Origin of the sequence: Catenulispora sp. MAP12-49, assembly GCF_041262705.1 — a bacterium.
Lineage (GTDB): Bacteria > Actinomycetota > Actinomycetes > Streptomycetales > Catenulisporaceae > Catenulispora.
Map to the genome: position 1 here is coordinate 133,427 of NZ_JBGCCP010000025.1, position 23,116 is coordinate 156,542.

Genomic DNA, 23,116 nt, shown 5'->3' on the forward strand with positions numbered 1-23,116 from the left:
CTTCGCCAGAACAGGCACGGTGAGCGAGCATGAGCGAGGCGAGTCCTGAGCTGTCCAACCCGCGCGCACCCCGCGCGGTGGCGGCCCGGCGGCTCGCCTCGCGGTCGTTCCGGGCCAAGCAGGAGCTGTTCCTGGCCGAGGGGCCGCAGGCGGTGCGCGAGGCCGCCGAGCTCGACGGGGTGCTCGTCGAGCTGTTCGCCACCGGCGAGGCCGCGGACCGGTACGGCGAGATCCTCGCCGCCGCCCGCAAACAGGGGTCGAAGATCACCATCGGGACCCCGGACCTGGTGGAGTCCCTCAGCGAGACGGTGACGCCGCAGGGCCTGATCGGCGTGTGCCGGTTCCTCGACGTCCCGCTGGAGTCGTTCCTGGCCGAGCGCACCCCCAAGCTGGTGGCGCTGCTGGCGCATGTGCGCGACCCGGGCAACGCCGGCACCGTGATCCGCTGTGCCGACGCCGCCGGCGCGGACCTGGTGATCGTGACCTCCGAGTCGGTCGACGTCTACAACCCCAAGGCGGTGCGGGCCTCGGCCGGCAGCCTGTTCCACGTCCCGGTGGCCGTGGGGGTCAGTGCGCAGCAGGCTGTCGACGCTCTGCGCGCGTCCGGTTTGAGGATCCTGGCCGCCGACGGCACGGGAGCCGCCGACCTGGACGACGAGCTCGACGCCGGCCGGCTGGCACAGCCCACCTGCTGGATGTTCGGCAACGAGGCCTGGGGTCTGCCCGAGGCGCTGCTGGGGCTGGCCGACGAGGCGGTCCGGGTCCCGATCCACGGCCGCGCCGAGAGCCTCAACCTGGCGACGGCGGCAGCAGTGTGCTTATATTCCTCTGCCCGGGCGCAACGCTGAGCGCGTCCTGCGCGAGTCCGCTGCGAGTCCGGAGGCGGTCAGGGTGGCGAATGGTTCGCCACCGTGGCCGGTGATCCGTCGGAGCGGAACGATGGGTCTGGCGGATCAACGGAAGGTGACGCCGAAGGCGCACAGCGCGACGAGTGGGCAGGCAGGAGGACTCCTCAGGTGACCGTTTCGGTCGGGGCACGCGGGACACGGGCCGGCATGCAGCTTTTCGCCGGGGCCCTGGACGGCCTGCTGGTGCCCGACGACCTGCCCGACGGGTTCGTCGCCGCCGACGACCAGGGTGTGGTCCGGGTCTTCAACCGGGCCGCCGAGAAGCTCACCGGGATCCGGGCCGACCAGGCCCTGGGACGTGCCTTCGACGAGGTGTTACCGCTTCGCACGATCGACGGCCGCGACTGGTGGCGCCTGACCGATCCTTATGGCGGCTTGAGCATAAGGACCGGCCACCCGGAGGCCCAGCTGTTCCTGCCGGAGGACTTCGGGCCGGACGCCGAGCCGGACGCCGCCGACCCCGAAGCCGGCACCGAGCTGCTGGTCACCGCGCGCTACCAGCGCCGCGACGGCCGCTCGACCCCGGTGACCGGCCTGGTGGTCTCGCTGCGCGGCACCCAGGCCCGGCGCCGGCGCGAGCGCCGGCAGTCCGATCTGATCGCGACCGTCGCGCACGAGCTGCGTTCCCCGCTGACCAGCGTGAAGGGCTTCACCGCGACCCTGCTGGCGCGCTGGGACCGGTTCACCGACGACCAGAAGCGGATGATGCTGCAGACCGTCGACGCCGACGCCGACCGCGTGGTGCGGCTGATCGCCGAGCTGCTGGACGTCGCGCGGCTGGATTCGGGCCGGATGGAGCTGCACCGGATCCCGGTCGACCTGCGCGCGCTGATCACCGATCAGGTGCGCGCCTGCGTGGCGCAGGGCGTGCCGGAGGAGACGTTCCGGATCCGGATCCCGCGCGGGCTCCCGGCCGTGGCCGCCGACCCGGACAAATTGCGTCAAGTACTGGCTAATCTTTTGGAAAACGCCGTGCGGCACGGTGGCGGGACTGTCACTATTGAGGCGCGGGCCGAAGACGACCGGCCCCGTCCTGACAGTCTCCACAGTGAAGGTGTGTCGAGCGTGGCGGTTGCGGTGAGCGATCAGGGTCCCGGGATCCCGGAGGACCAGCTCACACGCGTCTTCACCCGGTTCTGGCGGGGTGGCCGCAGGGGCGGGACCGGCCTTGGCCTGTCCATCGTGAAGGGCCTGGTCGAGGCCCACGGCGGCGTGGTGTCCGCCGGGAACGGTGCCGAGGGCGGCGCGCGGTTCCGATTTACCTTGCCCGTCGCGTAGGGCTGCTCTGGCAAGCAGGTCCCGCCGCGCGGGCTTCCTGGCGTTCCCGCATGGGCGCAATCTCTGTTCGTCCCGTGACCCCTCTAGACTCGGCGGGTAACCTCGCCGAGCTCGCGGGGCCACCAATCCATGGAGAAAACAACAGACATGTCGGCACCGAACAAGTCGTACGACCCGGTGGAAGTCGAGGCGGTGAAGCCCGACGAGGTCGCCCGCCACCGGGCCGACGCGCTGGCCGCGATCGCCGCCGCGGGCTCGCTGGACGAACTGCACCAGGTGAAGATCGCCGTGGCCGGCGACCGCGCCCCGCTGGCGCTGGCCAACCGGGAGATCGGCGCGCTGCCGCCGGCCGCCCGCGCCGAGGTCGGCAAGCGCATCGGCGAGGCCCGCGGGGCGGTGAAGAACGCGCTGGCCGCCCGGCAGCAGGAGCTGGAGACCGAGCGCGACGCGCGCGTCCTGGTCGAGGAGGCCGTGGACGTCACCCTGCCCTGGGACCGCACTCCGCGCGGCGCCCGCCACCCGCTGACCACGATCCAGGAGCGGATCGCGGACATCTTCGTGGCCATGGGCTACCAGGTGGTGGACGGCCCCGAGGTCGAGGCCGAGTGGTACAACTTCGACGCGTTGAACTTCCCGCCGGATCACCCGGTGCGCGACTTGCAGGACACGTTCTTCGTCGCCGGCAAGGAAGAGGGCGCGACCAGCGGGCTGGTGCTGCGCACCCACACCTCGCCGGTCCAGGCCCGCACCCTGCTGGCGCAGGGCGCGCCGGTCTACGCCGTCTCGCCGGGCCGCACCTACCGCACCGACGAGCTCGACGCCACGCACACCCCCGTGTTCAGCCAGATCGAGGGTCTGGCTGTCGACGAGGGCCTGACGATGGGCGACCTGAAGGGCACGCTGGACCACTGGGCCAACGCCATGTTCGGCGACGGTGTCCTGACCCGGCTGCGTCCGCACTTCTTCCCGTTCACCGAGCCCTCGGCCGAGGTCGACCTGCAGTGCTTCGTCTGCAAGGGCGCCTCGGTGGGCGACCCGGACAACCCGTGCCGCACCTGCGGCTCGGAGGGCTGGATCGAGTGGGGTGGCTGCGGCATGGTCAACCCGCGCGTGCTGATCGCCTGCGGGGTGGACCCCGAGCGCTACAGCGGGTTCGCCTTCGGGATGGGTCTTGAGCGGAGCCTGATGTTCCTGAACAACGTCCAGGACATGCGGGACATGATCGAGGGAGACGTGCGCTTCACGCTCCCGTTCGGGATGGAGATCTGATGCACGTCCCCTACTCCTGGCTGCAGGACTACGTCGTACTGCCGGACGGGACCACCGCGTTCGCGGTCGCGGACAAGCTGACCCAGACCGGCGGCGGCAAGCTGGAGACCATCGAGCGGGTCGGCGAGGGCCTGACCGGGCCGCTGGTCGTGGGCCGGGTCGCGGCGATCGAGGAGCTGACCGGGTTCAAGAAGCCGATCCGGCACTGCCAGGTCGTGGTCACCGCCGCGGCCGAGGGCCCGGGGTCGGCCGCGGATCCGCAGCTGATCGTCTGCGGCGCCCGCAACTTCGCGGTCGGCGACCACGTGGTGGTGGCGCTGCCGGGTGCGGTGCTGCCCGGCGACTTCCGCATCGCCGCGCGCAAGACCTACAGCCGGGACTCCAACGGCATGATCTGCTCGGCGCGCGAGCTGGGCATGGGCGAGGATCACGACGGCATCATCGTGCTGCCGGCCGACTCCCCCCTCGGCGCCGACGCGATCGCCTACCTGGGGCTGGACGACGAGGTCATCGAGTTCGAGGTCACCCCGGACCGCGGCTACACGCTGTCCCTGCGCGGGATCGCGCGGGAGGCCGCGACCGGGTTCGAGGTCCCGTTCCAAGACCCGGCGGCGCTCCAGGTGCCGGAGGCCGGCGCGAACGGGCACCCGGTCGTGGTCGAGGACCCGGTCGGCTGCGACGTGTTCGTGGCGCGGACCGTGACCGGCATCGACCCGCAGGCGCCCTCGCCGCTGTGGATGCAGCGCCGGCTGCAGATGTCGGGGATGCGGCCGATCTCGCTGATCGTCGACATCGCCAACTACGTGATGCTGGAGCTGGGCCAGCCGATCCACACCTACGACCGGGCCCGGCTGTCCGGGCCGATCGTGGTGCGGCGCGCGGCCGCCGGCGAGGTGCTGGAGACCCTGGACGGGGTCAAGCGGCAGCTGGAGGCCACCGACCTGCTGATCGTCGACGACTCCGGGCCGATCGGCCTGGCCGGCGTCATGGGCGGGGCCTCCACCGAGATCCACGACGGCTCCACCGAGGTCGTCGTCGAGGCCGCGCACTTCGAGGCCACCTCGATCGCCAAGAGCGCGCGGCGGCACAAGCTGTTCTCCGAGGCCTCCAAGCGCTTCGAGCGCGGCACGGACCCGGGCACGGCCGCCGCCGCGGCGCAGCGTGTGGTGGACCTGCTGGTCGAGCTGGCCGGGGGTACGGCGCTGGAAGGCGGCGTCACCGTGGTCGGACAGGTGGTCCGGCCGGCGCCGATCACGATCGCGTGGACGTACCCGGGCCGGGTGGCCGGGGTCGACTACACCCGTGAGGAGGTCGAGCGCCGGCTGACGCAGGTCGGCTGCGACCTGGCCCCGGCCGGGGACGCCGACCTGGTGGTCACCCCGCCGAGCTGGCGCCCGGACCTGCGGGACCCGAGCGACCTGGCCGAGGAGGTGATCCGGCTGGAGGGCTTCGACCGGCTGCCCTCCACGCTGCCCAAGGCCGCCGCCGGCACCGGCTACACGCACGAGCAGCGGATCCGCCGCCGGGTCGGCACGGCGCTGGCCTCGGCCGGCTACTCCGAGGTGATCGCCTACCCGTTCATCGGGCAGGCCGACCTGGACGCGCTCGGGCTTCCGGACAGCGACCCGCGGCGCAACACCGTCCCGCTGGCCAACCCGATCTCCGAGGAGCAGCCGTCGATGCGCACGACGCTGCTGCCGGGGCTGCTGGCGTCGCTGCGGCGCAACGTCGGCCGGGGCTCGGCGGACCTGGCGCTGTTCGAGCAGGGCCTGGTGTTCCGGCCGCGCAAGGACGCCGCCGCGATGGCGCCGCGCCTGACGGTCGAGCGCCGTCCGACCGATGAGGAACTGGCGCTGCTGGACGCCGCGCTTCCGGTGCAGCCGCGCCGCGTCGCGGTGGTGCTCTCCGGCCTTCGCGAGCCCGCGGGCTGGTGGGGCGCCGGGCGTCCGGCCGGCTGGCAGGACGCGGTCCAGGCCGCGCGGATCATCGCCGACGCGTGCCGGGTCGAGCTGGAGGTCACCCAGGACCAGCACGAGCCCTGGCACCCGGGCCGCTGCGCCCGGCTGGCGGTCAACGGCCGCCTGGTCGGACACGCCGGCGAGCTGCACCCGCGGGTCGTGGCCGACCTCGGCCTGCCGCCGCGCACCGCCGCGATGGAGCTGGAGCTGGACCGGATGATCCCGGCCGAGGAGGTCCTGACGCAGGCCCCGAGCATCTCCGCGATGCCGGTCGCCACCCAGGACGTCGCGCTGGTCGTGGACGCCGCGGTCGCCGAGCACGAGGTCGAGGCGGCGCTGCGCGAGGGTGCCGGTGCGCTGCTGGAGTCGGTGCGGCTGTTCGACGTCTACACCGGCGAGCGGATCGGGCAGGGGCGCAAGTCGCTGGCCTTCGCGCTGCGCTTCCGCGCGCCGGACCGGACGCTGACCGCCGAGGAGGCCAGCGCGGCCCGGGACAGCGCGGTGGCGCTGGCCGGGACGCGGACCGGGGCGGTGCTGCGGTCGTAGGGGGCTGAGAGGGTTTGGCGAAGCCGGGTTTCCCACGGGAGTGGGGGACCCGGCTTCGTGCGTGCTCGGGGGCGTTCGGGGCTCGGCAGTGCTCGAAATTCGGCAGTGCCTGACGCCCCGGCAGCGCGCGAGACTCAGCGGCGCTTTGAGCTCAGCGGCGTCTTGAGCTCAGCGGCGCTCGAAGCTCAGCAGCGTCGCGGGCTCGGCCGGCGCCGGCGCGTCGGGATCGGCCGCGACGGCCCGCTCCAGGCGCTCGAAGCCGGTCGCGGTCTCCTCGGGGGTGAAGTGGCCGAAGATCGTGTGGGTGCGCAGCCGCAGCCGGTCGAGCATCTCGCGGTAGGTGCCCGGGGAGGGCTCGCTGAAGGGGCCGAAGGTGCGCACGCGCCAGCCGGCGGAGGTGAAGGTCTCGATGACCTCGTGCAGCGGCGGGAACAGCACCGCGTCCTTCTCGAAGCCGTTCGGGAAGTGCTCGAGCCACCAGATCCAGGGCATCTGGTCGCCGTAGCCGGAGCGGATGATCAGCCGGCCGCCGGGCCGGACGGCGCGGGCCAACTCGCGCGCGGCCTTCGGTTTGTCCTGGACGTGGTGCCAGGACAGCAGCATTACGGCGTAGTCGGCGCTGGCGTTGGGCACCGGGATGTCCTCGGCGGAGCCGGCGAGGTAGCGGACATCAGGGTGCTGGGACTGCGACAGCGCCACCTCGCGCATGCGCACCGACGGCTCGATCCCGGTCACCGGCCCGAAGGCGGCCGCCAGGGAGGGTGCGAACCTGCCCGTCCCGGAACCGACGTCCAGTCCGGCCAGCGGACGCCCCTTGGGCAGCAGGGCGCTGAAAGCCCCGATCCACGCACCCATCTGCTCCTCGGTGAGCGCACGGCCGCGGGCGTAGTCCTGGTACTGCTCCGTGTCGTAGTTCGTCCGTCGCATCGCACAGGCTCCTTTGTATCGTCTCGATGTATCGGCCCGATACATCGAGACGATAGGACGCGGCCGATGCCGAGCGCAAGATCTCCCGGAGATTCCGTCAGATCACTGACACCAGATGTCAGGGGAGGGGGGCCAAGGTGGAGCCATGACCACGACCGAGAACCTGATCGACGACGGCCGCCACGACTTCGACTTCCTGGCCGGAACCTGGAAGGTCGAGCACCGCAAACTCGCCGCCATGGCCGACCCGGAGTGCGACGAGTGGGTGGAGTTCGAGGGGGTGCAGTGGATGCGCCAGACCCTCGGCGTGCTGGGCAACGTCGACAACCTCACCATCGAGAAGATGCCCGACGGAAGCAGCTTCGAAGGGATGTCGCTGCGCCTGTTCAACCCCGAGACCGGCGAGTGGAGCATCTGGTGGGCCTCCACCAGGGCCCCCGGCCGGCTCGACCCGCCGGTCGTCGGACGGTGGGAGGGCACGCACGGCGTCTTCCGCTGCCAGGACACCATCGACGGCAAGCCGATCGAGGTGCGCTACGACTGGGATGTGTTCGACGCCGACAGCGCGCAGTGGGAGCAGTCGTTCTCGTTCGACGGCGGCCAGAGCTGGGTGCGCAACTGGCGGATGTCGTTCTCGAGGCTCTCGCGTGCCGTGGGGGCGGGGGCTTAGCTGTTTGGGCGTTTGGCGGCTTAGACGGACGCGATGTGCTCGTCTTCGCCGACCGGTTCCTCGAACCGCGCGAAGAAGTCTTGGAGCATCTCAGGGGTAACCATCAGGGCGTTGGCGTCGTCGCGGCTGTTGCGCTCGGTCAGGCGGCGTAGTAGCTCGGCGGGGTCCACCTTCAGGTAGATCAGGCGCCAGCGGCCGCCGGCGTCGTGGACCAGCTGCTTGTACGCCTCTCGCTCCGCGCGCAGCCACAGGCCGTAGTCCAGCACGACCGAGCGTCCCGCCCGGACCGCCTCGGCCAGGCGGGCCCGGACGTCTCGGAGTACCGGCGCCTCGCGCTGCCGGTACTCGTGCTCGGGGTAGTCGACGCCGTGGCGGCCGTGGCGCGCGAAGACCTCCTCGTCGACCGACAGCCGCAGGACGCCTTCGGCTTCCAAGCGGCGTGCGTAGGTGGTCTTGCCGGACCCGGGGAGCCCGGCCAGGAGGTACACGACGGGGCCGTCCGCCGCGTCGGTGGTCATCGCGCCGGGCTGCTCGGGCTGCCCGACCTGCTCAGCCTGCCCGACCTGCTCAGGGGGTGATCCAGTGCTGGTTCAGCCCCGACTCCCCGGGCGCCTCCGGCTCCGTGTGGGCCTCGCGTTCCAGGCGGTAGCCCAGGCGGCGGGGGATCGCGGCGCTGCGGACGTTCGCGGCGTCGCAGTGGATCTCCACGCGCTCCACGCCGGGCAGGGAAAGGGCGATGTCGGTGACCCGGGCGGTGGCGCGGGTCATCACGCCGCGGCCGGTGGCGTCGGTGCGCAGCCAGTAGCCGATCTCCAGGCCGCCGGGGCCGATCCGGTCCATCAGACCGATGGTGCCGATCAGGTGGTCGCCGGCGTCCACGATCAGCCAGTTGAACGTGGTCTGCGCGCTCCAGCCGGTCTCGGAGCGCTCGATGAACCCCTGCTGGGAGGCGAGCTCCACCGGCTCGGTGCACCACGGCATCCACGGGTGCAGCTCGGCGAAGCTGGCCTTCACGGCCGCGTGCAGGGCCTGGGCGTCCTCGGAGGTGGGACGGCGCAGGTGGAACCCGTCCAGGTCGACGGTGTCCGGGGGCACGACGCCCGGCGCGAGGGCCTTGGCGGGTTCAGCGGGTGGGGTCATACGTCGTGATCTTTGCGCTGGGATCAGCCCTCCGCAAGGGTTTTCCACTGCCCGTTGCGCGACAGCAGGTCATAGTGCCGTGACTGCGTGTCCCATCGGGTCGACACAGCGCGGTCGGCGTCGGGGACGATTCACCGGGTTCTTGCGCCGCGCAGTCGCCGCGCAAGCCAAACGCAAGCACGCCCACGGAGAATTGATGACAACCAGGGAACACCAACGGGACCTGGTAGGGGAGGGTTCCACCGGATCCGCATCGGGGGTCGGGGGGACCAGGGGGGCCTGAGCACGCGGTCTGCCCGTCGTGGGGCGGCGGGCAGACCGCGGTTTGCGGTCGTGTTCCGGGTCGGCCGGTCGGAGGGGGCTGGCCGAATCGGGGTGGCGGCGCGGCTCAGGCTATGGAGTCCTATGGCGTCCTATGGCGTTGCAGTGTCCGGCGTGTGGGGCGTATCAGCGGTGTTCGTTGCGTCCGCCGCGTCGGTCGTATCCGGCTCGGCGATCTCGGCGATCGACTGCGCGAGATCTGCGGCGTAGCCGTGGCGTCCGAGCGCCAGGAAGATCTCGCGCGCCTCGGACCACGCGCAGCGCGCACGGTCTTTCTGTTCCAGGAGCGCGAGTGCTTCGCCCAGCGCCCACAGCGCGTAGCCCTCGCCGTCGCGGTTGCCGATCGAGCGGTGGAGCTCCAGTGCCTTGTCGATGCAGGGGACGCCTTCCTCGGCGCGCCCGTTCTTCGCGTGCAGCTTGCCGAGGTTGCCCCAGGCGATGGCCAGGCGCGGGGTGTCGCCGACGGCCTCGGCCGCGGCCAGCAGCCGCGGGTACAGCGCCAGCGCCGCCTCCGGATTCCCCGAGTCCCGCAGCGCCTCGGTCAGCGCGAGCATCACCGACACCTGCAGGCTCGACAGCAGTGGGGCCGCCGGCAGCGCGTCGAGCTCGGCCAGCGAGTCGGTCAGCCGCTCGGCGGCCTCGGCGGGCCGGCCGCTCTGCGCCAGGGTGATCGCCGCGTTGATCCGCGCCTGCGCCACGCGTTCGGCGAGCCCGGCCGACTCGTAGTGCGGAACGGCCTCGGCGAACGTCGCGATCGCCTCGTCGAAGCGCCCGAGCGCGCCGTAGACGATGGCCAGGCTGTTCAACTGCACGCCGGCCACCTCCGGCTCGCCGAGCTCGACCGCCGCCTCGACGCCGGCCCGCAGAGGTTCCTCGAGCTCTTCGACGCGGCCCCGGATGCGGAAGCCGTGCAGCAGGACCAGCGGGAGCGCGGCGGCCGTCGCGTGGTCGCCGTGCGCCGCGGCCGCGGCGGCGGCTTCGAGCAGACCGGCCGACTCGCGGTCGAACCAGTCGCCGGCCTCCGGCAGGTCGGCGAACGGCGCGGGGGAGGCATCGGGGATCCAGGCCTCCCACGCGAGCTTCGGCCGGTTCGGGTCGAACAGCCGGTCTGCCGCGGCAGCCCCGGCCACACACCACGACGTCCAGCGCCGCACGGCCTCATCGCGTGCCTGCTCAGTGTCGGTGGCTGCCGCGTGCTCCCGTGCGAGCTCCTGGATGAGGGGATGGAACGCGAACCGGTCCGACGCAGTCGCCTCCAGCAGCGAGACCTGCACCAGGTGTTCCACGGCCGAGTCGGCGTCGAACTCGTCCAGGCCCAGCGCCGCGGCGGCGGCCGGCAGACTGAAGCGTTCGCCGCCGATCAGGCTCAGCAGGCGGAAGGCCCGGGCCAGGTCGACGTCGCGGCCGGCGGCGCCGTAGTTGAGCGCGAGGTAGCTCTCCTCCAGGGGCCGGCGCAGTGCTGAGTGCTCGGTCTGAGCTGCGGCGATGTCGTCCTTGTCGTTGTAGCTCCCGTTGTAGCTCCGGTTGTAGTTCTCGTTGTGGTTCGGGTTGGGGTTCGGGTCCGAGTCCGGGTCCGAATTCGGCGCGGACTGCAGCGCGTCGATCCCCTCCAGCCGCTGCCCGACCGCCTCAAGCCGCGCCACCAGCGATGCGATGCTCCGTCCCCGCCGCTGCGCCAGCCGCGCACCGCAGATCCGCAGCGCGATCGGCAGCCCGCCGCACGCCTCGACCAGGCGCGCCACCGCCTCCGGCTCGGACTGGGCCCGCTCGGCGCCGATGATGCGCCCGAGCATCGCCGCGGCCTGGTCGGCGGGCAGCCGTCCCAGCTCCACCGGCACCTGCCCGGCCAGCCCCGGCAGCCGCCGCCGGCTGGTGACCACCACGGCGGCCGGCGCGCTGGCCGGCAGCAGACGCCGGATCTGCGCCGGGTCGGTGGCGTCGTCCAGCACCAGCAGGACCCGGCGATCGGCCAGGGTGCTCCGGAGCAACGCGGTGCGCCGGTCCGGGTCGCCGGGGATGTCGGTGACGCCCACCGCCCGTAGTACCTCGGCGACCAACTCGGCCGGACGCCGGGGCGCGCGCAGTCCGCCGAGCCGCAGGAACACCTGGCCGTCCGGGAACTCCGACCGAAGGCGCTGCCCGAGGTGGACCGCGAAGGAGGTCTTGCCGATGCCGCCGGGCCCGGTGACCACTACGACCGCAGGCGCGTCACCGGGTTCGGGCTTCGTGAGTACCTCGGTGAGGGCGGTCAGTTGCTCCTCGCGTCCGGTGAAGTCCGGAAGGTCGGCCGGCAGCAGACGCGGCGCGTCGGGCCGGTCGTCGTCCTCGCGCAGGATCTCCAGGAACGCGGCCTTCAGCTGCTCCCCGGGTTCGATCCCGGCTTCCTCGACCAGCACCCGTCGCACGCGCTGGTACTCGGTCAGCGCCTCGGCCCGCCGTCCGTCCGCTGCCAGTGCGCCGAGCAGCAGCGCCGCCGGCCGCTCCCGGAACGGGTTCTCCGCGACCAGAACCCGTAGTTGCGGGATGACCGCCGCCGCTCGCCCGAGTCCGACCTCGGCCTCGAACAACTCCTCGCGGGTCAGCAGTTCCTGCTCGTCCCAGTACCGGACGGCGTCGTCACGCCACGGCCCGCTCGGCACGTCCGCCAACGGCGCGCCCCGCCACAACGCCAGCGCCTCGGTGTAGTTCTCGGTCGCGCTTTGCAGGTCCCCGCGCGTCACCGCCACCCGCGCGCGCTCGCGCAAAGCGCGAAAGACGTCGATGTCCAGTTCCCCGTCGTGCAGCTCGACGGTGTACCCGGAGCTGTGCGTGCGCACCCGGTCGCCGAGCGGCCCCAGCGCGGCGCGCAGCCGGCTCAAGTAGCTGTGCAGCGTGCCGGCGGCCCCGGCGGGCGGCTCCAGGTTCCAGACCTGTTCGGCCAGCTCGGTGGCGGCGATGGCGCGCGGGGCCGTGAGCAGCAGTGCGGCCAGCACCGCACGCTGCCGCGCGGCCGCGACGGGGCGCGGTCCGGAAGGGTCCTCGATCAGCAGCGGACCCAGGATGCCGAACCGTGTGCCTGACATGGGAACGGACAGTATTGGACCGGACATAGCCCGGGCAATTCCGGGGCGGCGGGGTTCGGCGGCGGTGGTTCGGCTTCGAGGCGCTGGACCACGCGCGTCCCCCGATCGGCGCACTCCCGGCGCACGCCGGAGGCAGCCCGCCAAAGCTGGAGGCGCGCTGTCCGTGCGTTATCCGTGCGCTGTCCGGGAGACGAGACGCGCTTTGCATACAGTTTCCGTATTCCGTATTCTCATGCACATGACCTACACGGCGGCGGTGGCCGGGGCGACCGGCTACGCGGGTGGCGAGCTGCTCAGGCTTCTCCTGGCCCACCCGGATTTCCAGATCGGCGCGCTCACCGCGGGCTCCAGTGCCGGATCGCGCCTGGGCGAGCACCAGCCGCACCTCGCGCCGCTGGCCGACCGCGTCGTCGCCGACACCACCGCCGAGGTGCTGGCCGGCCACGACGTCGTCTTCCTCGCGCTGCCGCACGGCCAGTCCGCGGCCATCGCCGAGGCCCTGGGCCCGGACACCCTGATCGTCGACTGCGGCGCCGACTACCGCCTGGCCGACGAGCAGGCCTGGACCCGGTACTACGGCTCGGCGCACGCCGGGACCTGGCCCTACGGTCTGCCCGAGCTGCCCGGGGCGCGCGCCGCGCTCACCGGCGCCAAGCGGGTCGCCGTCCCGGGGTGCTTCCCGACGGTCTCCTCGCTGGCCCTGGCCCCGGCCCTCGGCGCCGGGCTGGTCGAGCCGGACGTGGTCGTGGTCGCGGCCACCGGGACCTCCGGCGCCGGCAAGTCCTTGAAGCCGAACCTGCTCGGCTCGGAGATCATGGGCAACGTCGCGGCGTACAACATCGCCGGCGTGCACCGGCACACCCCCGAGATCGCGCAGAACCTCGGCGCGGTCGCCAGCGAGAAGGTCACCGTGTCCTTCACCCCGGTGCTGGTTCCGATGCCCCGCGGCATCCTGGCCACCTGCACCGCGAAGGTGAAGCCCGGCGTCAGCGCCGAGCAGCTGCGCGAGGCCTACCTCAAGGCCTACGACGACGAGCCGTTCGTGACCGTCCTGCCGCCCGGCCGGCTGCCCACCACCGCCGCGGTCCTGGGATCGAACAACGTGCAGATCCAGGTGGCGCTCGACGAGGACTCCGGCCGGGCCGTGATCATCGGCGCGATCGACAACCTGACCAAGGGCACGGCCGGTGGCGCCGTGCAGTGCGCGAACCTCGCGCTCGGGCTGCCGGAGGGCGCCGGTCTGAGCACCGTGGGGATCGCGCCGTGAACCCGAACACCACAACTGCAGACAACGTGGGAGCTGAGCAATGAGTGTCACCTCCGCCAAAGGCTTCCGGGCCGCGGGGATCGCAGCCGGGATCAAGGCCTCGGGCAACCCGGACCTCGCCCTGGTCGTCAACGACGGCCCGCTGAGCGCCGCCGCCGGCGTCTTCACCTCCAACCGCGTCAAGGCCGCCCCGGTGGTGTGGTCCGAGCAGGTGCTCAAGGGCGGTGCGGTCAAGGCCGTGGTCCTGAACTCCGGCGGCGCGAACGCCTGCACCGGTTCGGCCGGGTTCCAGGACACGCACAAGACCGCCGAGGAGAGCGCCGCGCTGCTTCAGGCCTCGGCCGCGGAGGTCGCCGTGTGCTCCACCGGCCTGATCGGCGTCCGGCTGCCGATGGACGCGCTGCTGTCCGGTCTGAAGACCGCCACCGGGGCACTCGCCGCCGATGGAGGTCCGGCGGCGGCGACCGCGATCATGACCACAGACACCGTCGCCAAGACCGCCGAGGCCCGGGGCAGCGGCTACGTCGTCGGCGGGATGGCCAAGGGTGCCGGGATGCTGGCTCCGGGCCTGGCCACGATGCTCGTCGTACTCACCACCGACGCCGTGGCCGATGCCGCGACGCTGGACGGCGTGCTGCGCGCCGCCACGAACGTCACCTTCGACCGGGTGGACTCCGACGGCTGCATGTCCACCAACGACACCGTCCTGTTGCTGGCCTCCGGTGCCTCCGGGACCACCCCGGACCCGGACGAGTTCCAGGCCGCCGTCACCACCGTGTGCGCGGACCTGGCGCGCCAGCTCGTCGGCGACGCCGAGGGCGCCACCAAGGACATCGCCGTGGAGGTAGTACGGGCCGCCACCGAGGAGGAGGCGGTTCAGGTGGCCAAGGCGGTCACCCGCAGCAACCTGTTCAAGTGCGCGATGTACGGCAACGACCCGAACTGGGGCCGGGTGCTGTCCGCCGTAGGTACCACCGATGCGACCTTCGAGGCCGACCAGCTGTCGGTGGCCATCAACGGCGTCTGGGTCTGCCGCGACGGCGGCGTGGGGGAGGACCGCGACCTCGTCGACCTCACCGGCCGCGAGGTCAAGGTCACCGTGGACCTGGCCGCCGGTACTACCTCGGCGACCGTCTGGACCAACGACCTGACGCCCGGGTACGTCCACGAGAACTCGGCGTACTCCTCGTGAGCACGGTTCAGAGCGCCGGGGCGACCCACGCCCGCAAGCACGAGGCCCTGGCCAAGGCCGGCATCCTCACCGAGGCCCTGCCGTGGCTGTCGGCCCTGCACGGCAAGACCCTCGTGGTGAAGTTCGGCGGCAACGCCATGATCGACGAGGAGCTTCAGGCCGCCTTCGCCAAGGACATCGTCTTCCTGCGCTATGCCGGGCTGCGCCCCGTTGTAGTACATGGCGGAGGTCCGCAGATCAACGCCCAGCTGAACCGCCTCGGGATCGAGCACCGCTTCGCCGGGGGCCTGCGGGTCACCACCGACGAGACCATGGACGTGGTCCGCATGGTCCTCACCGGCCAGGTGCAGCGCGACATCGTCGGCCTGATCAACACCCACGGCCCGTTCGCCGTCGGGATGTCCGGCGAGGACGCCGACACGCTCAAGGCCGTCAAGCGGCACGCGGTCGTCGACGGCGAAGCCGTGGACATCGGCCGGGTCGGCGACATCGAGGCCGTCAACCCCGGCGCGATCAACGCCCTGCTGGACGACGGTCGCATCCCCGTCGTGTCCTCCATCGCGCGCGCCGCCGACGGCACCGGCGTCTACAACGTCAACGCCGACACCGCCGCCGCGGCGCTGGCCGTCGGGCTCGGCGCGGAGAAGCTGGTGGTCCTCACCGACGTCGAGGGCCTGTTCGCGGACTGGCCGACCTCGGACGAGGTGATCAGCCGGCTGTCCGCCGACGAGCTCGCCGAGTTGCTGCCGACGCTGTCCAGCGGGATGGTGCCGAAGATGGAGGCCTGCCTGCGGGCCGTGCGCGGGGGAGTGCCGCGCGCCCACGTGCTGGACGGCCGGGTGCCGCACGCGCTGTTGCTGGAGGTCTTCACCGACGAGGGGATCGGAACGATGGTGGTGCCGGCATGAACGCCGTAGCGAGGACGGAGCAGGGACACCCAGAGCAGGGACATCCGGAGCACGGCCACGCCGAGCAGCTCGGCGATGACGCTCTGCCGGTCGTCGAGCCCGGATACGGCCAGGCCTGGACCGAGCGCTACGGCTCGGCGCTGATGAACACCTTCGGCACCCCGCAGAAGGTGCTCGTACGGGGCGAGGGCGTCTACGTCTGGGACGCCGACGGCCGCCGCTACCTGGACCTGCTGGCCGGCATCGCGGTCAACGCCCTGGGCCACGCGCACCCGCTGATCGTGCAGGCCGTCACCACCCAGCTGACCACCCTGGGCCACATCTCCAACTTCTTCGCCTCCGCGCCGCAGATCGTGCTGGCCGAACGGCTGGTGGAACTGCTCGGCCAGGCCAACGACACCGACGCCCGGGTGTTCTTCTGCAACTCCGGCGCCGAGGCCAACGAGGCCGCGTTCAAGGCCGCCCGGCGTACCGGCCGCACCAAGATGGTCTCCACCGAGGGCTCCTTCCACGGCCGGACCATGGGCGCGCTGGCCCTGACCGGCAAGGCGGCGATCCGCGAGCCGTTCGAGCCGCTGCCGGGCGAGGTGGCCTTCGTGCCCTACGGCGACGTCGCGGCACTGGAAGCGGCGATCGACGACCAGACCGCGGCCTTCATCGTCGAGCCGATCCAGGGCGAGAAGGGCGTCGTCCCGGCCGGCGCCGGCTACCTGCGGGCCGCCCGCGAGATCACGTCCCGGCACGGCGCGCTGCTGATCATCGACGAGGTGCAGACCGGCATCGGCCGCACCGGCAAGTGGTTCGGGCACAGCGGCACCGGCGTGGTACCGGACCTGGTCACCCTCGCCAAGGGGCTCGGCGGCGGCATGCCGATCGGCGCCTGCGTGGGCCTGGGCGCCGCGGCGACCCTGCTCGGCCCCGGCCAGCACGGCTCCACCTACGCCGGCAACCCGGTCGCCTGCGCCGCGGGCCTGGCCGTGCTGCACGCGATCGAGCGGGACGACATCATGGCCAACGTCCGCGCCGTCGGCGCGCACCTCACCGCCGGTGTCAATGCCTTGAACCATCCGGCCGTCGCCGGGGTCCGGGGCGAGGGCCTGCTGCTGGCGATCATGCTGAACGGCCCGTACTCCGCGGAGGTCGCCAAGGCCGCGCTGGAGGCCGGGTTCATCATCAACGCCCCGGCCCCGGACGCCATCCGCCTGGCCCCGCCGCTGATCCTCACCACCGCCCAGGCCGACGAGTTCCTGAGCGCGCTGCCCGCCCTGCTCGACGCCGCCGCCACCAACGCCGCCACCGGCGCCGCCACCCCGAAGGACGCCTGAACCATGGTCCGCCACTTCCTCCGCGACGACGACCTGAGCCCCGCCGAGCAGGCGCGGGTCCTGGAGCTGGCGCGCGTCTTCAAGAAGGCGCCGCTGGAGCACCAGGTGCTGGCCGGGCCGCGGGCGGTCGCCGTCATCTTCGACAAGCCCTCCACCCGCACCCGGGTCTCCTTCAGCGTCGGCATCGCCCAGCTCGGCGGCTACCCGCTGGTCATCGACTCCGGGAACAGCCAGCTGGGCCGCGGCGAGGAGATCGCCGACACCGCCCGGGTGCTGGAGCGGCAGGTCGAGGCGATCGTGTGGCGGACCTTCAGCCAGGCGCGCATCCAGGAGCTCGCCGCGGCCTCCTCGGTACCGGTCGTCAACGCCCTGACCGACGACTTCCACCCCTGCCAGATCCTGGCCGACCTGCAGACGGTGCTGGAGCACAAGGGGCACCTGGCCGGGCTCACCATGACCTACGTCGGCGACGCCGCCAACAACATGGCGAACTCCTACCTGCTCGGCGGCGCCACGGCCGGCATGCACGTGCGCGTCAGCGGCCCGGCCGAATACCTGCCGCGCCCGGACATCGTCGCCGACGCCGAGGCCATCGCCGCGGCCACCGGCGGCTCGGTCCTGGTCACCACCGACCTGGCCCTGGCCTGCGCCGGAGCCGACGTCCTGGTCACCGACACCTGGGTCTCGATGGGGCAGGAGGAGGAGAAGGCGGCGCGCGCCGAGATCTTCAAGCCCTACGCTCTCGATGAGGCCGCACTGGCGCTCGGTGCCCCGGACGCGATAGTCCTTCACTGCCTTCCGGCGTATCGGGGCTATGAGATAGCGGCTTCGGTGATCGACGGCCCGCAGAGCGTGGTGTGGGACGAGGCTGAGAACAGGCTCCACGCCCAGAAGGCCCTGCTAGCTTTCCTGTTGGAGTCCTCCGCATGAGCGAAGCCACCGTCCCGCAGACCCGCACCGCCCGCCACCAGCGGATCGCCTTGCTGCTGGAGCGGCACTCCGTCCGCTCCCAAGCTGAGCTGGGCCGGCTGCTCGGCGAGGACGGCCTGTCGGTCACCCAGGCGACGCTGTCGCGGGACCTGGACGAACTCGGCGCGGTCCGGGTGCGCGACGGTGCCGGCAACCTGGTCTACGCGATCCCGGCCGAGGGCGGCGACCGCACCCCGGTGGCCGCGCAGCCCGAGCCGGTGTTCGAGCACCGGCTGCACCGGCTGCTGGGCGAGCTGCTGGTCAGCGCCGAGGCCTCGGCGAACCTGGTGGTGGTGCGTACGCCGCCGGGCGCGGCGCAGTTCCTGGCCAGCGCCTTCGACAAGGCCCCGATCCCGGAGATCCTGGGCAGCATCGCCGGCGACGACACGGTGCTGCTGATCAGCCGGGCCGCCGACGGCGGCGCGGCGCTGGCCGCGAAGCTGCTGTCCGCGGCCGAGAACTGACTTTCCTGACAGGCTTCACAGACCCCACTTTCGAAACGGCGAGGAACATGAGCAACCCGGCACCCAAGTCGCAGCTTTGGGGCTCCCGCTTCTCCGGCGGACCGTCCGAGGCACTGGCCGCACTGTCGGCCTCGGTGCACTTCGACTGGCGCCTGGCGCAGTACGACCTGGCCGGCTCGCGCGCCCACGCCCGCGTCCTGAACCGCGCCGGGCTGCTGAGCGCGGACGATCTGGCCGCGATGCTGGCCGGCCTGGACGCGCTGGAGGCCGACGTGGTCTCCGGGGCGTTCGTGCCCACGGTCGCCGACGAGGACTGCCACACCGCGCTGGAGCGCGGCCTGATCGAGAAGCTCGGCGCCGAGCTCGGCGGCCGGCTGCGGGCCGGCCGGTCGCGCAACGACCAGATCGCCACGCTGGGCCGGATGTTTTTGCGCGACCACGCGCGGCAGATCGCCTCCCTGGTGGCCGATCTGGAGCAAGCGCTGATCTCCCAGGCCTCGGCGCACCGGGAGGTGGCCATGCCCGGCCGCACCCACCTGCAGCACGCGCAGCCGGTGCTGTTCGCGCACCACGTCCTGGCCCACGCCCAGGCGCTGTCCCGGGACGCCCAGCGGCTGCGGGACTGGGACAAGCGGGCAGACGTCTCGGCCTACGGCTCCGGCGCGCTGGCCGGCTCCACGCTCGGGCTGGACCCCGAGGCCGTCGCCGCCGACCTCGGCTTCTCGGCCAGCGCCGCGAACTCCATCGACGGCACCGCCTCGCGCGACGTGTTCGCCGAGTTCGCGTTCATCACCGCGATGATCGGGATCGACGTCTCCCGGATCGCCGAGGAGATCATCTTGTGGACCACGAAGGAGTTCTCCTTCGTGACCCTGGACGACGCCTTCGCCACCGGCTCCTCGATCATGCCGCAGAAGAAGAACCCGGACATCGCCGAGCTCGCGCGCGGCAAGTCCGGCCGGCTGATCGGGAACCTGACCGGCCTGCTGGCCACCCTCAAGGCCCTGCCGCTGGCCTACAACCGGGACCTGCAGGAGGACAAGGAGCCGGTGTTCGACTCGGTCGACACCCTGGAGGTGCTGCTGCCGGCCTTCACCGGGATGATCGCCACCATGCGGGTGCACGGCGACCGGATGGCGGCACTGGCCCCCGAGGGCTTCTCGCTGGCCACGGACGTCGCCGAGTGGCTGGTCCGGCAGGGCGTGCCGTTCCGGGTCGCGCACGAGGTGGCCGGCAGCTCGGTGCGGTACTGCGAGCAGCGCGACATCACCCTGGAGGACCTGACGGACGAGCAGCTCGCGGAGATCTCGCCGCTGCTGACCCCGAACGTGAAGAGCGTGCTGAGCGTCGAGGGCTCGCTGGCCTCGCGCGACGGCCGCGGCGGCACGGCACCCAAGCGCGTCGCCGAGCAGCTGGAGGCGCTGGTGGCGGACGTCGCGGCGCAGCGGGAGTGGGCCGGGGCACTGAGCGCGCGCTGACGACTTCACGCCGAATGCGTCGCTGAGAGTAGTCTTCCAGCGACGCATTCGGCCATGCTGTGAGGCGTTTCTTTCGCGGAGGGGGAGTGTGCTTTGCGGACAAAGGGGCGCGGGGGTGATCACGGCGACTGGGACGACGTCCCGCGCGAGCCGTGGTCGGAGGTGGCACCGCGGCTGTGGATGGGCGGCCATGAGTACATCGCCGGGGACGGGGTCTGGACGACGGCTGTCGTGGCCGACCAGTTCGACGTCGTGTACAGCCTGCACTTCAGGGAGGGGTACGGGCCGGGTTCCGGGATCGAGCACCATGTGCTGGAGGTGCCGGACGACGTGCTGACCGCGCGGCAGATCCGCGCCGTCGACGTGTTCGCGGCCTCGGCGGCCCTGGACTACGCCGCCGGGCGGCGGGTGCTGGTGCGGTGCCGGGCCGGGATGAACCGGTCGGGGTTGGTCGTCGCGGAGGTGCTTATACGCAGCGGCTATACGGCGTCCGACGCTATAGCGCTGATCCGGAAGCACCGTGCGCCGGGAGCGCTTAACAACGTGACGTTTGTGGCGTACCTGGAGACGGGCTTAGGGCTCTCGGCGGAGTTGTCCGCGCTGGGGACCGGTAGCTGACGCGCAGTAGCTGACGGGTCCGGTTTCCGCTGAAGGCCGTGGGTGGTGCGTGATTGACTCGTTGCATGCCTGTCCTGCCGCGCTCGTTCTTCTCCCGCCCCTCTCAGGACCTCGCTCCGGACCTTCTGGGGTGTCTGCTGGTTCGGGACAGTGCGGAAGGCCGTCGTGTCCTGCGCATTACTGAAGTCGAGGCGTACGCAGGTCCCCTGGATCCGGCTTCCCACGGCTATAGAGGGAGGACTCCGCGGACCGAAGTGATGTTCGGGCCTCCGGGGTTCCTGTACGTGTACTTCACGTATGGCATGCACTACTGCATCAACTTCGTCTGTAGTCCCGACGGGGAGTGCTCAGCGGTTCTCATCCGTGCCGGGGAGATCGTGGAAGGGGCCGATCTGGCGCGCGCTGCGCGGATCGGCTCCTCCGACCGGGATCTCGCACGCGGTCCGGCGCGACTCACCAAGGCGTTGGGGCTGGGACGGGAGGACAACGGACTCGACCTGTGCGACGGCGGTCCGTTGACGGTACTGGCGCGGGAGTCCTCCGACTTCACTGTGGCCACCGGGCCGCGGGTGGGCGTGTCCTCCGCTGCGGAAATCCCTTGGCGGTTCTGGATTCAGGGGGACAAGACGGTCAGTGCGTATAAGGCGCACAAGCCGAAGGTCCGTGCCGCCACGTCGTCCTGAGTCCGGAACGCGTTCGCACGTACGGTGTCCGATACGGCAGGCTGGTGTCCGACACCGACCACCCACTAGCGATGACCGTGAGGGATAACCGTGACCGACATCGTCGAGGACCTGAAGTGGCACGGGCTGCTGGCCCTGTCCACCGATGAGGACGCGTTGTGTAAAGCGTTCGCCGACGGGCCGGTCACCTTCTATGTGGGTTTCGACCCGACCGCGCCCAGCCTGCACTTCGGCAACCTGGTCCAGATGATCGCCGCCCGGCGCCTCCAGGAGGCCGGCCACATCCCGCTGATCCTGGTCGGCGGCTCGACCGGACTGATCGGCGACCCCAAGCCGAACGCCGAGCGCACGCTGAACAGCAAGGAGACGGTCGCGGAGTGGGTCGAGAAGATCCGCGAGCAGGTCTCCCGGTTCATCTCCTTCGAGGGCGCCAACGCGGCCCGGGTGGTGAACAACCTGGACTGGACCGCCCCGATGACCGCGATCGACTTCCTGCGGGACATCGGTAAGCACTTCCGGGTCGGGAAGATGCTGTCCAAGGACGCGGTGAGCGCACGGCTGAACTCCGAGGCCGGAATCAGCTACACGGAGTTCAGCTACCAGATCCTCCAGGGCCTGGACTACCTGAACCTGTACCGGCAGTACGGCTGCACCCTGCAGACCGGTGGCAGCGACCAGTGGGGCAACATCACCGCCGGCGTCGACCTGATCCACAAGGCCGAGGGCGCCTCGGTGCACGCACTGGCCACACCGCTGCTGCTGAAGGCGGACGGGACCAAGTTCGGCAAGACCGAGTCCGGCACCGTGTGGCTGTCCTCGGAGCTGATGACGCCGTACGCGTTCTACCAGTTCTTCTTGAACTCCGAAGACGCCATGGTGATCAGCTACCTGAAGGTGTTCAGCTTCCGGTCCCGCGAGGAGATCGAGGAGCTGGAGCGGCTGACCGCGGACAAGCCCCAAATGCGCGCGGCGCAGAAGGCGCTCGCCGAGGAGGTCACCACGCTGGTGCACGGAGCCGAGGCCACCGCGCAGGTGATCGCGGCGTCCAAGGCACTGTTCGGCCAGGGCGACCTGGCCGAGCTCGACGAGCCCACGCTGCGCGCGGCGCTGGCCGAACTGCCCGGCACGAAGATCTCCGAGCTGGTGCCAGTAGCGCAGCTGCTGGCCGACACCGGCCTGGTCGCCAGCCGCGGCGCCGGCCGGCGGACCATCAACGAGGGCGGCGCGTACGTGAACAACCGCAAGATCGTGGCCGAGGACGAGACGCCCACGAAGGAGGACCTGCTGCACGGCCGCTGGCTGGTCCTGCGGCGCGGGAAGCGGACCCTGGGCTCGGTCGAGGTCGGGGACTGACCACGCCCCTGACCTGGGCTTGAGCCACCGCCGCGGCTGCCGTACACGTTGAATTTGACGTGAACGGCAGCCGCGCGTAAAGTTACTAGACGTTGCCCACCAGGCAGGATCAACGCACTCGCGGGATCACTCCGGGCAACCATTCGAAGCTCCACAACCTTCACGGCAAGTGCGACGCTCTGGTCCGGCTTTCGGATCAGCGAAGCGCCGCAGGTGCCGTGTCGCCGTCTTCGGATGCATCAGGACCCTGAGGGCGCCGATTTGGTCGCCGGCCACAGAGTCCGATACAGTCTGGGAACCGCCGAGGAACGGAACATTAAATCCCGCCCGAGGCAATCGCAAAGAAGTCTGGTCAATGAAAACCGGCTGAAATTGCGGAAAACGCAGAGGATCTGCTAAGATCTAAAGCGAAGCAAAACAAGAAAAAACAGCAAGACCTGACAACGCCGGGTCGCAGCCGATCGGAACGAGAGTTCTGAGACGAGTGGTTCGGGCGTCTGTTTCTTGAGAACTCAACAGTGTGTGACGAATTGTGATGCCATGCGACCTCGGCACTGCGCCCGGTTTTCGAACCGGACGATGGGCCGAGTGTCTTGAACACATGGTTGGTAGACGACTCCCGACCCCCGTCGGGATGTTCGGTCTACTTGCCAGGTGACTCTTCTGACACCGTCGCCGACCTTATTCCGGTTGGCTGGTGATAATCATCAATGGAGAGTTTGATCCTGGCTCAGGACGAACGCTGGCGGCGTGCTTAACACATGCAAGTCGAACGGTGAA

The 23,116-nt window shown here is 71.2% G+C and carries 19 protein-coding genes and 1 rRNA gene; 16 read left to right on the forward strand and 4 right to left on the reverse strand.

Features of this window, described 5'->3' with window-relative positions; translation table 11 throughout:
• The first annotated feature begins 29 nt into the window (after positions 1–29).
• From ABIA35_RS34945 to pheT, 4 genes are all read left to right on the forward strand, one after another.
• Positions 30–848: a TrmH family RNA methyltransferase gene (locus tag ABIA35_RS34945; protein ID WP_370343882.1), complete on the forward strand. Its 819-nt coding sequence runs from the start codon at positions 30–32 to the stop codon at positions 846–848.
• A 207-nt stretch (positions 849–1,055) separates the two neighbouring features.
• A complete protein-coding gene (locus tag ABIA35_RS34950; protein WP_370344028.1) occupies positions 1,056–2,186 on the forward strand; it encodes an ATP-binding protein in 1,131 nt (376 codons plus the stop codon).
• Positions 2,187–2,333: 147 nt separating this feature from the next.
• The gene (pheS, locus tag ABIA35_RS34955) at positions 2,334–3,455 is read left to right on the forward strand and encodes a phenylalanine--tRNA ligase subunit alpha (RefSeq protein ID WP_370343881.1); all 1,122 of its coding nucleotides are present in this window, start codon (positions 2,334–2,336) and stop codon (positions 3,453–3,455) included.
• Positions 3,455–5,959, forward strand: coding sequence for a phenylalanine--tRNA ligase subunit beta (gene pheT / locus ABIA35_RS34960; RefSeq protein WP_370360813.1), 2,505 nt, complete (start codon positions 3,455–3,457; stop codon positions 5,957–5,959). Before pheS ends, pheT begins: the two co-directional genes overlap by 1 nt.
• Before the next feature lie 168 nt (positions 5,960–6,127).
• Here the strand turns inward: pheT and ABIA35_RS34965 are convergent, their stop codons facing one another.
• A complete protein-coding gene (locus tag ABIA35_RS34965; protein WP_370360814.1) occupies positions 6,128–6,886 on the reverse strand; it encodes a class I SAM-dependent methyltransferase in 759 nt (252 codons plus the stop codon).
• Positions 6,887–7,031: 145 nt separating this feature from the next.
• Between ABIA35_RS34965 and ABIA35_RS34970 the strand changes: the two genes are divergently transcribed.
• Positions 7,032–7,556, forward strand: a complete 525-nt coding sequence (locus tag ABIA35_RS34970; RefSeq protein WP_370360815.1) for a hypothetical protein — start codon at positions 7,032–7,034, stop codon at positions 7,554–7,556.
• A gap of 20 nt (positions 7,557–7,576) precedes the next feature.
• On the opposite strand, the gene ABIA35_RS34975 is transcribed toward ABIA35_RS34970, so the two are convergent.
• The 3 genes from ABIA35_RS34975 to ABIA35_RS34985 all read right to left on the reverse strand — a co-directional run bounded on the left by ABIA35_RS34975 (position 7,577) and on the right by ABIA35_RS34985 (position 12,079).
• Entirely contained in the window at positions 7,577–8,074 is a 498-nt protein-coding gene (locus tag ABIA35_RS34975; protein WP_370343876.1) for an AAA family ATPase, read from the reverse strand.
• Positions 8,075–8,123: 49 nt separating this feature from the next.
• A complete protein-coding gene (locus ABIA35_RS34980) occupies positions 8,124–8,696 on the reverse strand; it encodes a GNAT family N-acetyltransferase (protein WP_370360816.1) in 573 nt (190 codons plus the stop codon).
• Between the two features lie 413 nt (positions 8,697–9,109).
• A complete protein-coding gene (locus ABIA35_RS34985; protein ID WP_370360817.1) occupies positions 9,110–12,079 on the reverse strand; it encodes a BTAD domain-containing putative transcriptional regulator in 2,970 nt (989 codons plus the stop codon).
• A 238-nt stretch (positions 12,080–12,317) separates the two neighbouring features.
• On the opposite strand from ABIA35_RS34985, the gene argC reads away from it, so the two are divergent.
• From argC to ABIA35_RS35040, 11 genes are all read left to right on the forward strand, one after another.
• Positions 12,318–13,346, forward strand: a complete 1,029-nt coding sequence (argC, locus tag ABIA35_RS34990; RefSeq protein WP_370360818.1) for an N-acetyl-gamma-glutamyl-phosphate reductase — start codon at positions 12,318–12,320, stop codon at positions 13,344–13,346.
• Between the two features lie 40 nt (positions 13,347–13,386).
• Positions 13,387–14,538 (forward strand): bifunctional glutamate N-acetyltransferase/amino-acid acetyltransferase ArgJ, encoded by a 1,152-nt coding sequence (gene argJ / locus ABIA35_RS34995; RefSeq protein ID WP_370360819.1) that lies wholly within the window; start codon positions 13,387–13,389, stop codon positions 14,536–14,538.
• Positions 14,535–15,446 (forward strand): acetylglutamate kinase, encoded by a 912-nt coding sequence (argB, locus tag ABIA35_RS35000; RefSeq protein ID WP_370343871.1) that lies wholly within the window; start codon positions 14,535–14,537, stop codon positions 15,444–15,446. Before argJ ends, argB begins: the two co-directional genes overlap by 4 nt.
• Positions 15,443–16,771, forward strand: a complete 1,329-nt coding sequence (locus ABIA35_RS35005; RefSeq protein ID WP_370360820.1) for an acetylornithine transaminase — start codon at positions 15,443–15,445, stop codon at positions 16,769–16,771. Before argB ends, ABIA35_RS35005 begins: the two co-directional genes overlap by 4 nt.
• A 3-nt stretch (positions 16,772–16,774) precedes the next feature.
• Positions 16,775–17,701 (forward strand): ornithine carbamoyltransferase, encoded by a 927-nt coding sequence (gene argF / locus ABIA35_RS35010; RefSeq protein WP_370343869.1) that lies wholly within the window; start codon positions 16,775–16,777, stop codon positions 17,699–17,701.
• Positions 17,698–18,204: an arginine repressor gene (locus ABIA35_RS35015; RefSeq protein ID WP_370360821.1), complete on the forward strand. Its 507-nt coding sequence runs from the start codon at positions 17,698–17,700 to the stop codon at positions 18,202–18,204. The genes argF and ABIA35_RS35015 overlap by 4 nt, the downstream gene beginning before the upstream one ends.
• Positions 18,205–18,251: 47 nt before the next feature.
• The gene (gene argH, locus ABIA35_RS35020; protein ID WP_370343866.1) at positions 18,252–19,682 is read left to right on the forward strand and encodes an argininosuccinate lyase; all 1,431 of its coding nucleotides are present in this window, start codon (positions 18,252–18,254) and stop codon (positions 19,680–19,682) included.
• Positions 19,683–19,775: 93 nt separating this feature from the next.
• Positions 19,776–20,300 carry a protein phosphatase gene (locus ABIA35_RS35025; RefSeq protein ID WP_370343865.1) on the forward strand — a complete coding sequence of 175 codons (525 nt, stop codon included), beginning with the start codon at positions 19,776–19,778 and terminating at the stop codon, positions 20,298–20,300.
• Positions 20,301–20,365: 65 nt separating this feature from the next.
• Positions 20,366–20,983 (forward strand): DNA-3-methyladenine glycosylase, encoded by a 618-nt coding sequence (locus tag ABIA35_RS35030; protein ID WP_370360822.1) that lies wholly within the window; start codon positions 20,366–20,368, stop codon positions 20,981–20,983.
• A gap of 90 nt (positions 20,984–21,073) precedes the next feature.
• Positions 21,074–22,336 carry a tyrosine--tRNA ligase gene (gene tyrS, locus ABIA35_RS35035; protein ID WP_370360823.1) on the forward strand — a complete coding sequence of 421 codons (1,263 nt, stop codon included), beginning with the start codon at positions 21,074–21,076 and terminating at the stop codon, positions 22,334–22,336.
• 707 nt (positions 22,337–23,043) lie between these two features.
• Positions 23,044–23,116, forward strand: a 16S ribosomal RNA gene (locus ABIA35_RS35040); the annotation flags it as partial.

What these genes read in the sequence shown, in the direction of transcription:
- ABIA35_RS34945 (WP_370343882.1), top strand. Translation starts at nt 30, where the DNA reads ATGAGCGAGGCGAGTCCTGAGCTGTCCAACCCGCGCGCACCCCGCGCG.
- ABIA35_RS34950 (WP_370344028.1), top strand. Translation starts at nt 1,056, where the DNA reads ATGCAGCTTTTCGCCGGGGCCCTGGACGGCCTGCTGGTGCCCGACGAC.
- pheS (WP_370343881.1), top strand. Translation starts at nt 2,334, where the DNA reads ATGTCGGCACCGAACAAGTCGTACGACCCGGTGGAAGTCGAGGCGGTG.
- pheT (WP_370360813.1), top strand. Translation starts at nt 3,455, where the DNA reads ATGCACGTCCCCTACTCCTGGCTGCAGGACTACGTCGTACTGCCGGAC.
- ABIA35_RS34965 (WP_370360814.1), bottom strand. Translation starts at nt 6,886, where the DNA reads ATGCGACGGACGAACTACGACACGGAGCAGTACCAGGACTACGCCCGC.
- ABIA35_RS34970 (WP_370360815.1), top strand. Translation starts at nt 7,032, where the DNA reads ATGACCACGACCGAGAACCTGATCGACGACGGCCGCCACGACTTCGAC.
- ABIA35_RS34975 (WP_370343876.1), bottom strand. Translation starts at nt 8,074, where the DNA reads ATGACCACCGACGCGGCGGACGGCCCCGTCGTGTACCTCCTGGCCGGG.
- ABIA35_RS34980 (WP_370360816.1), bottom strand. Translation starts at nt 8,696, where the DNA reads ATGACCCCACCCGCTGAACCCGCCAAGGCCCTCGCGCCGGGCGTCGTG.
- ABIA35_RS34985 (WP_370360817.1), bottom strand. Translation starts at nt 12,079, where the DNA reads ATGTCAGGCACACGGTTCGGCATCCTGGGTCCGCTGCTGATCGAGGAC.
- argC (WP_370360818.1), top strand. Translation starts at nt 12,318, where the DNA reads ATGACCTACACGGCGGCGGTGGCCGGGGCGACCGGCTACGCGGGTGGC.
- argJ (WP_370360819.1), top strand. Translation starts at nt 13,387, where the DNA reads ATGAGTGTCACCTCCGCCAAAGGCTTCCGGGCCGCGGGGATCGCAGCC.
- ABIA35_RS35005 (WP_370360820.1), top strand. Translation starts at nt 15,443, where the DNA reads ATGAACGCCGTAGCGAGGACGGAGCAGGGACACCCAGAGCAGGGACAT.
- argF (WP_370343869.1), top strand. Translation starts at nt 16,775, where the DNA reads ATGGTCCGCCACTTCCTCCGCGACGACGACCTGAGCCCCGCCGAGCAG.
- ABIA35_RS35015 (WP_370360821.1), top strand. Translation starts at nt 17,698, where the DNA reads ATGAGCGAAGCCACCGTCCCGCAGACCCGCACCGCCCGCCACCAGCGG.
- argH (WP_370343866.1), top strand. Translation starts at nt 18,252, where the DNA reads ATGAGCAACCCGGCACCCAAGTCGCAGCTTTGGGGCTCCCGCTTCTCC.
- ABIA35_RS35030 (WP_370360822.1), top strand. Translation starts at nt 20,366, where the DNA reads ATGCCTGTCCTGCCGCGCTCGTTCTTCTCCCGCCCCTCTCAGGACCTC.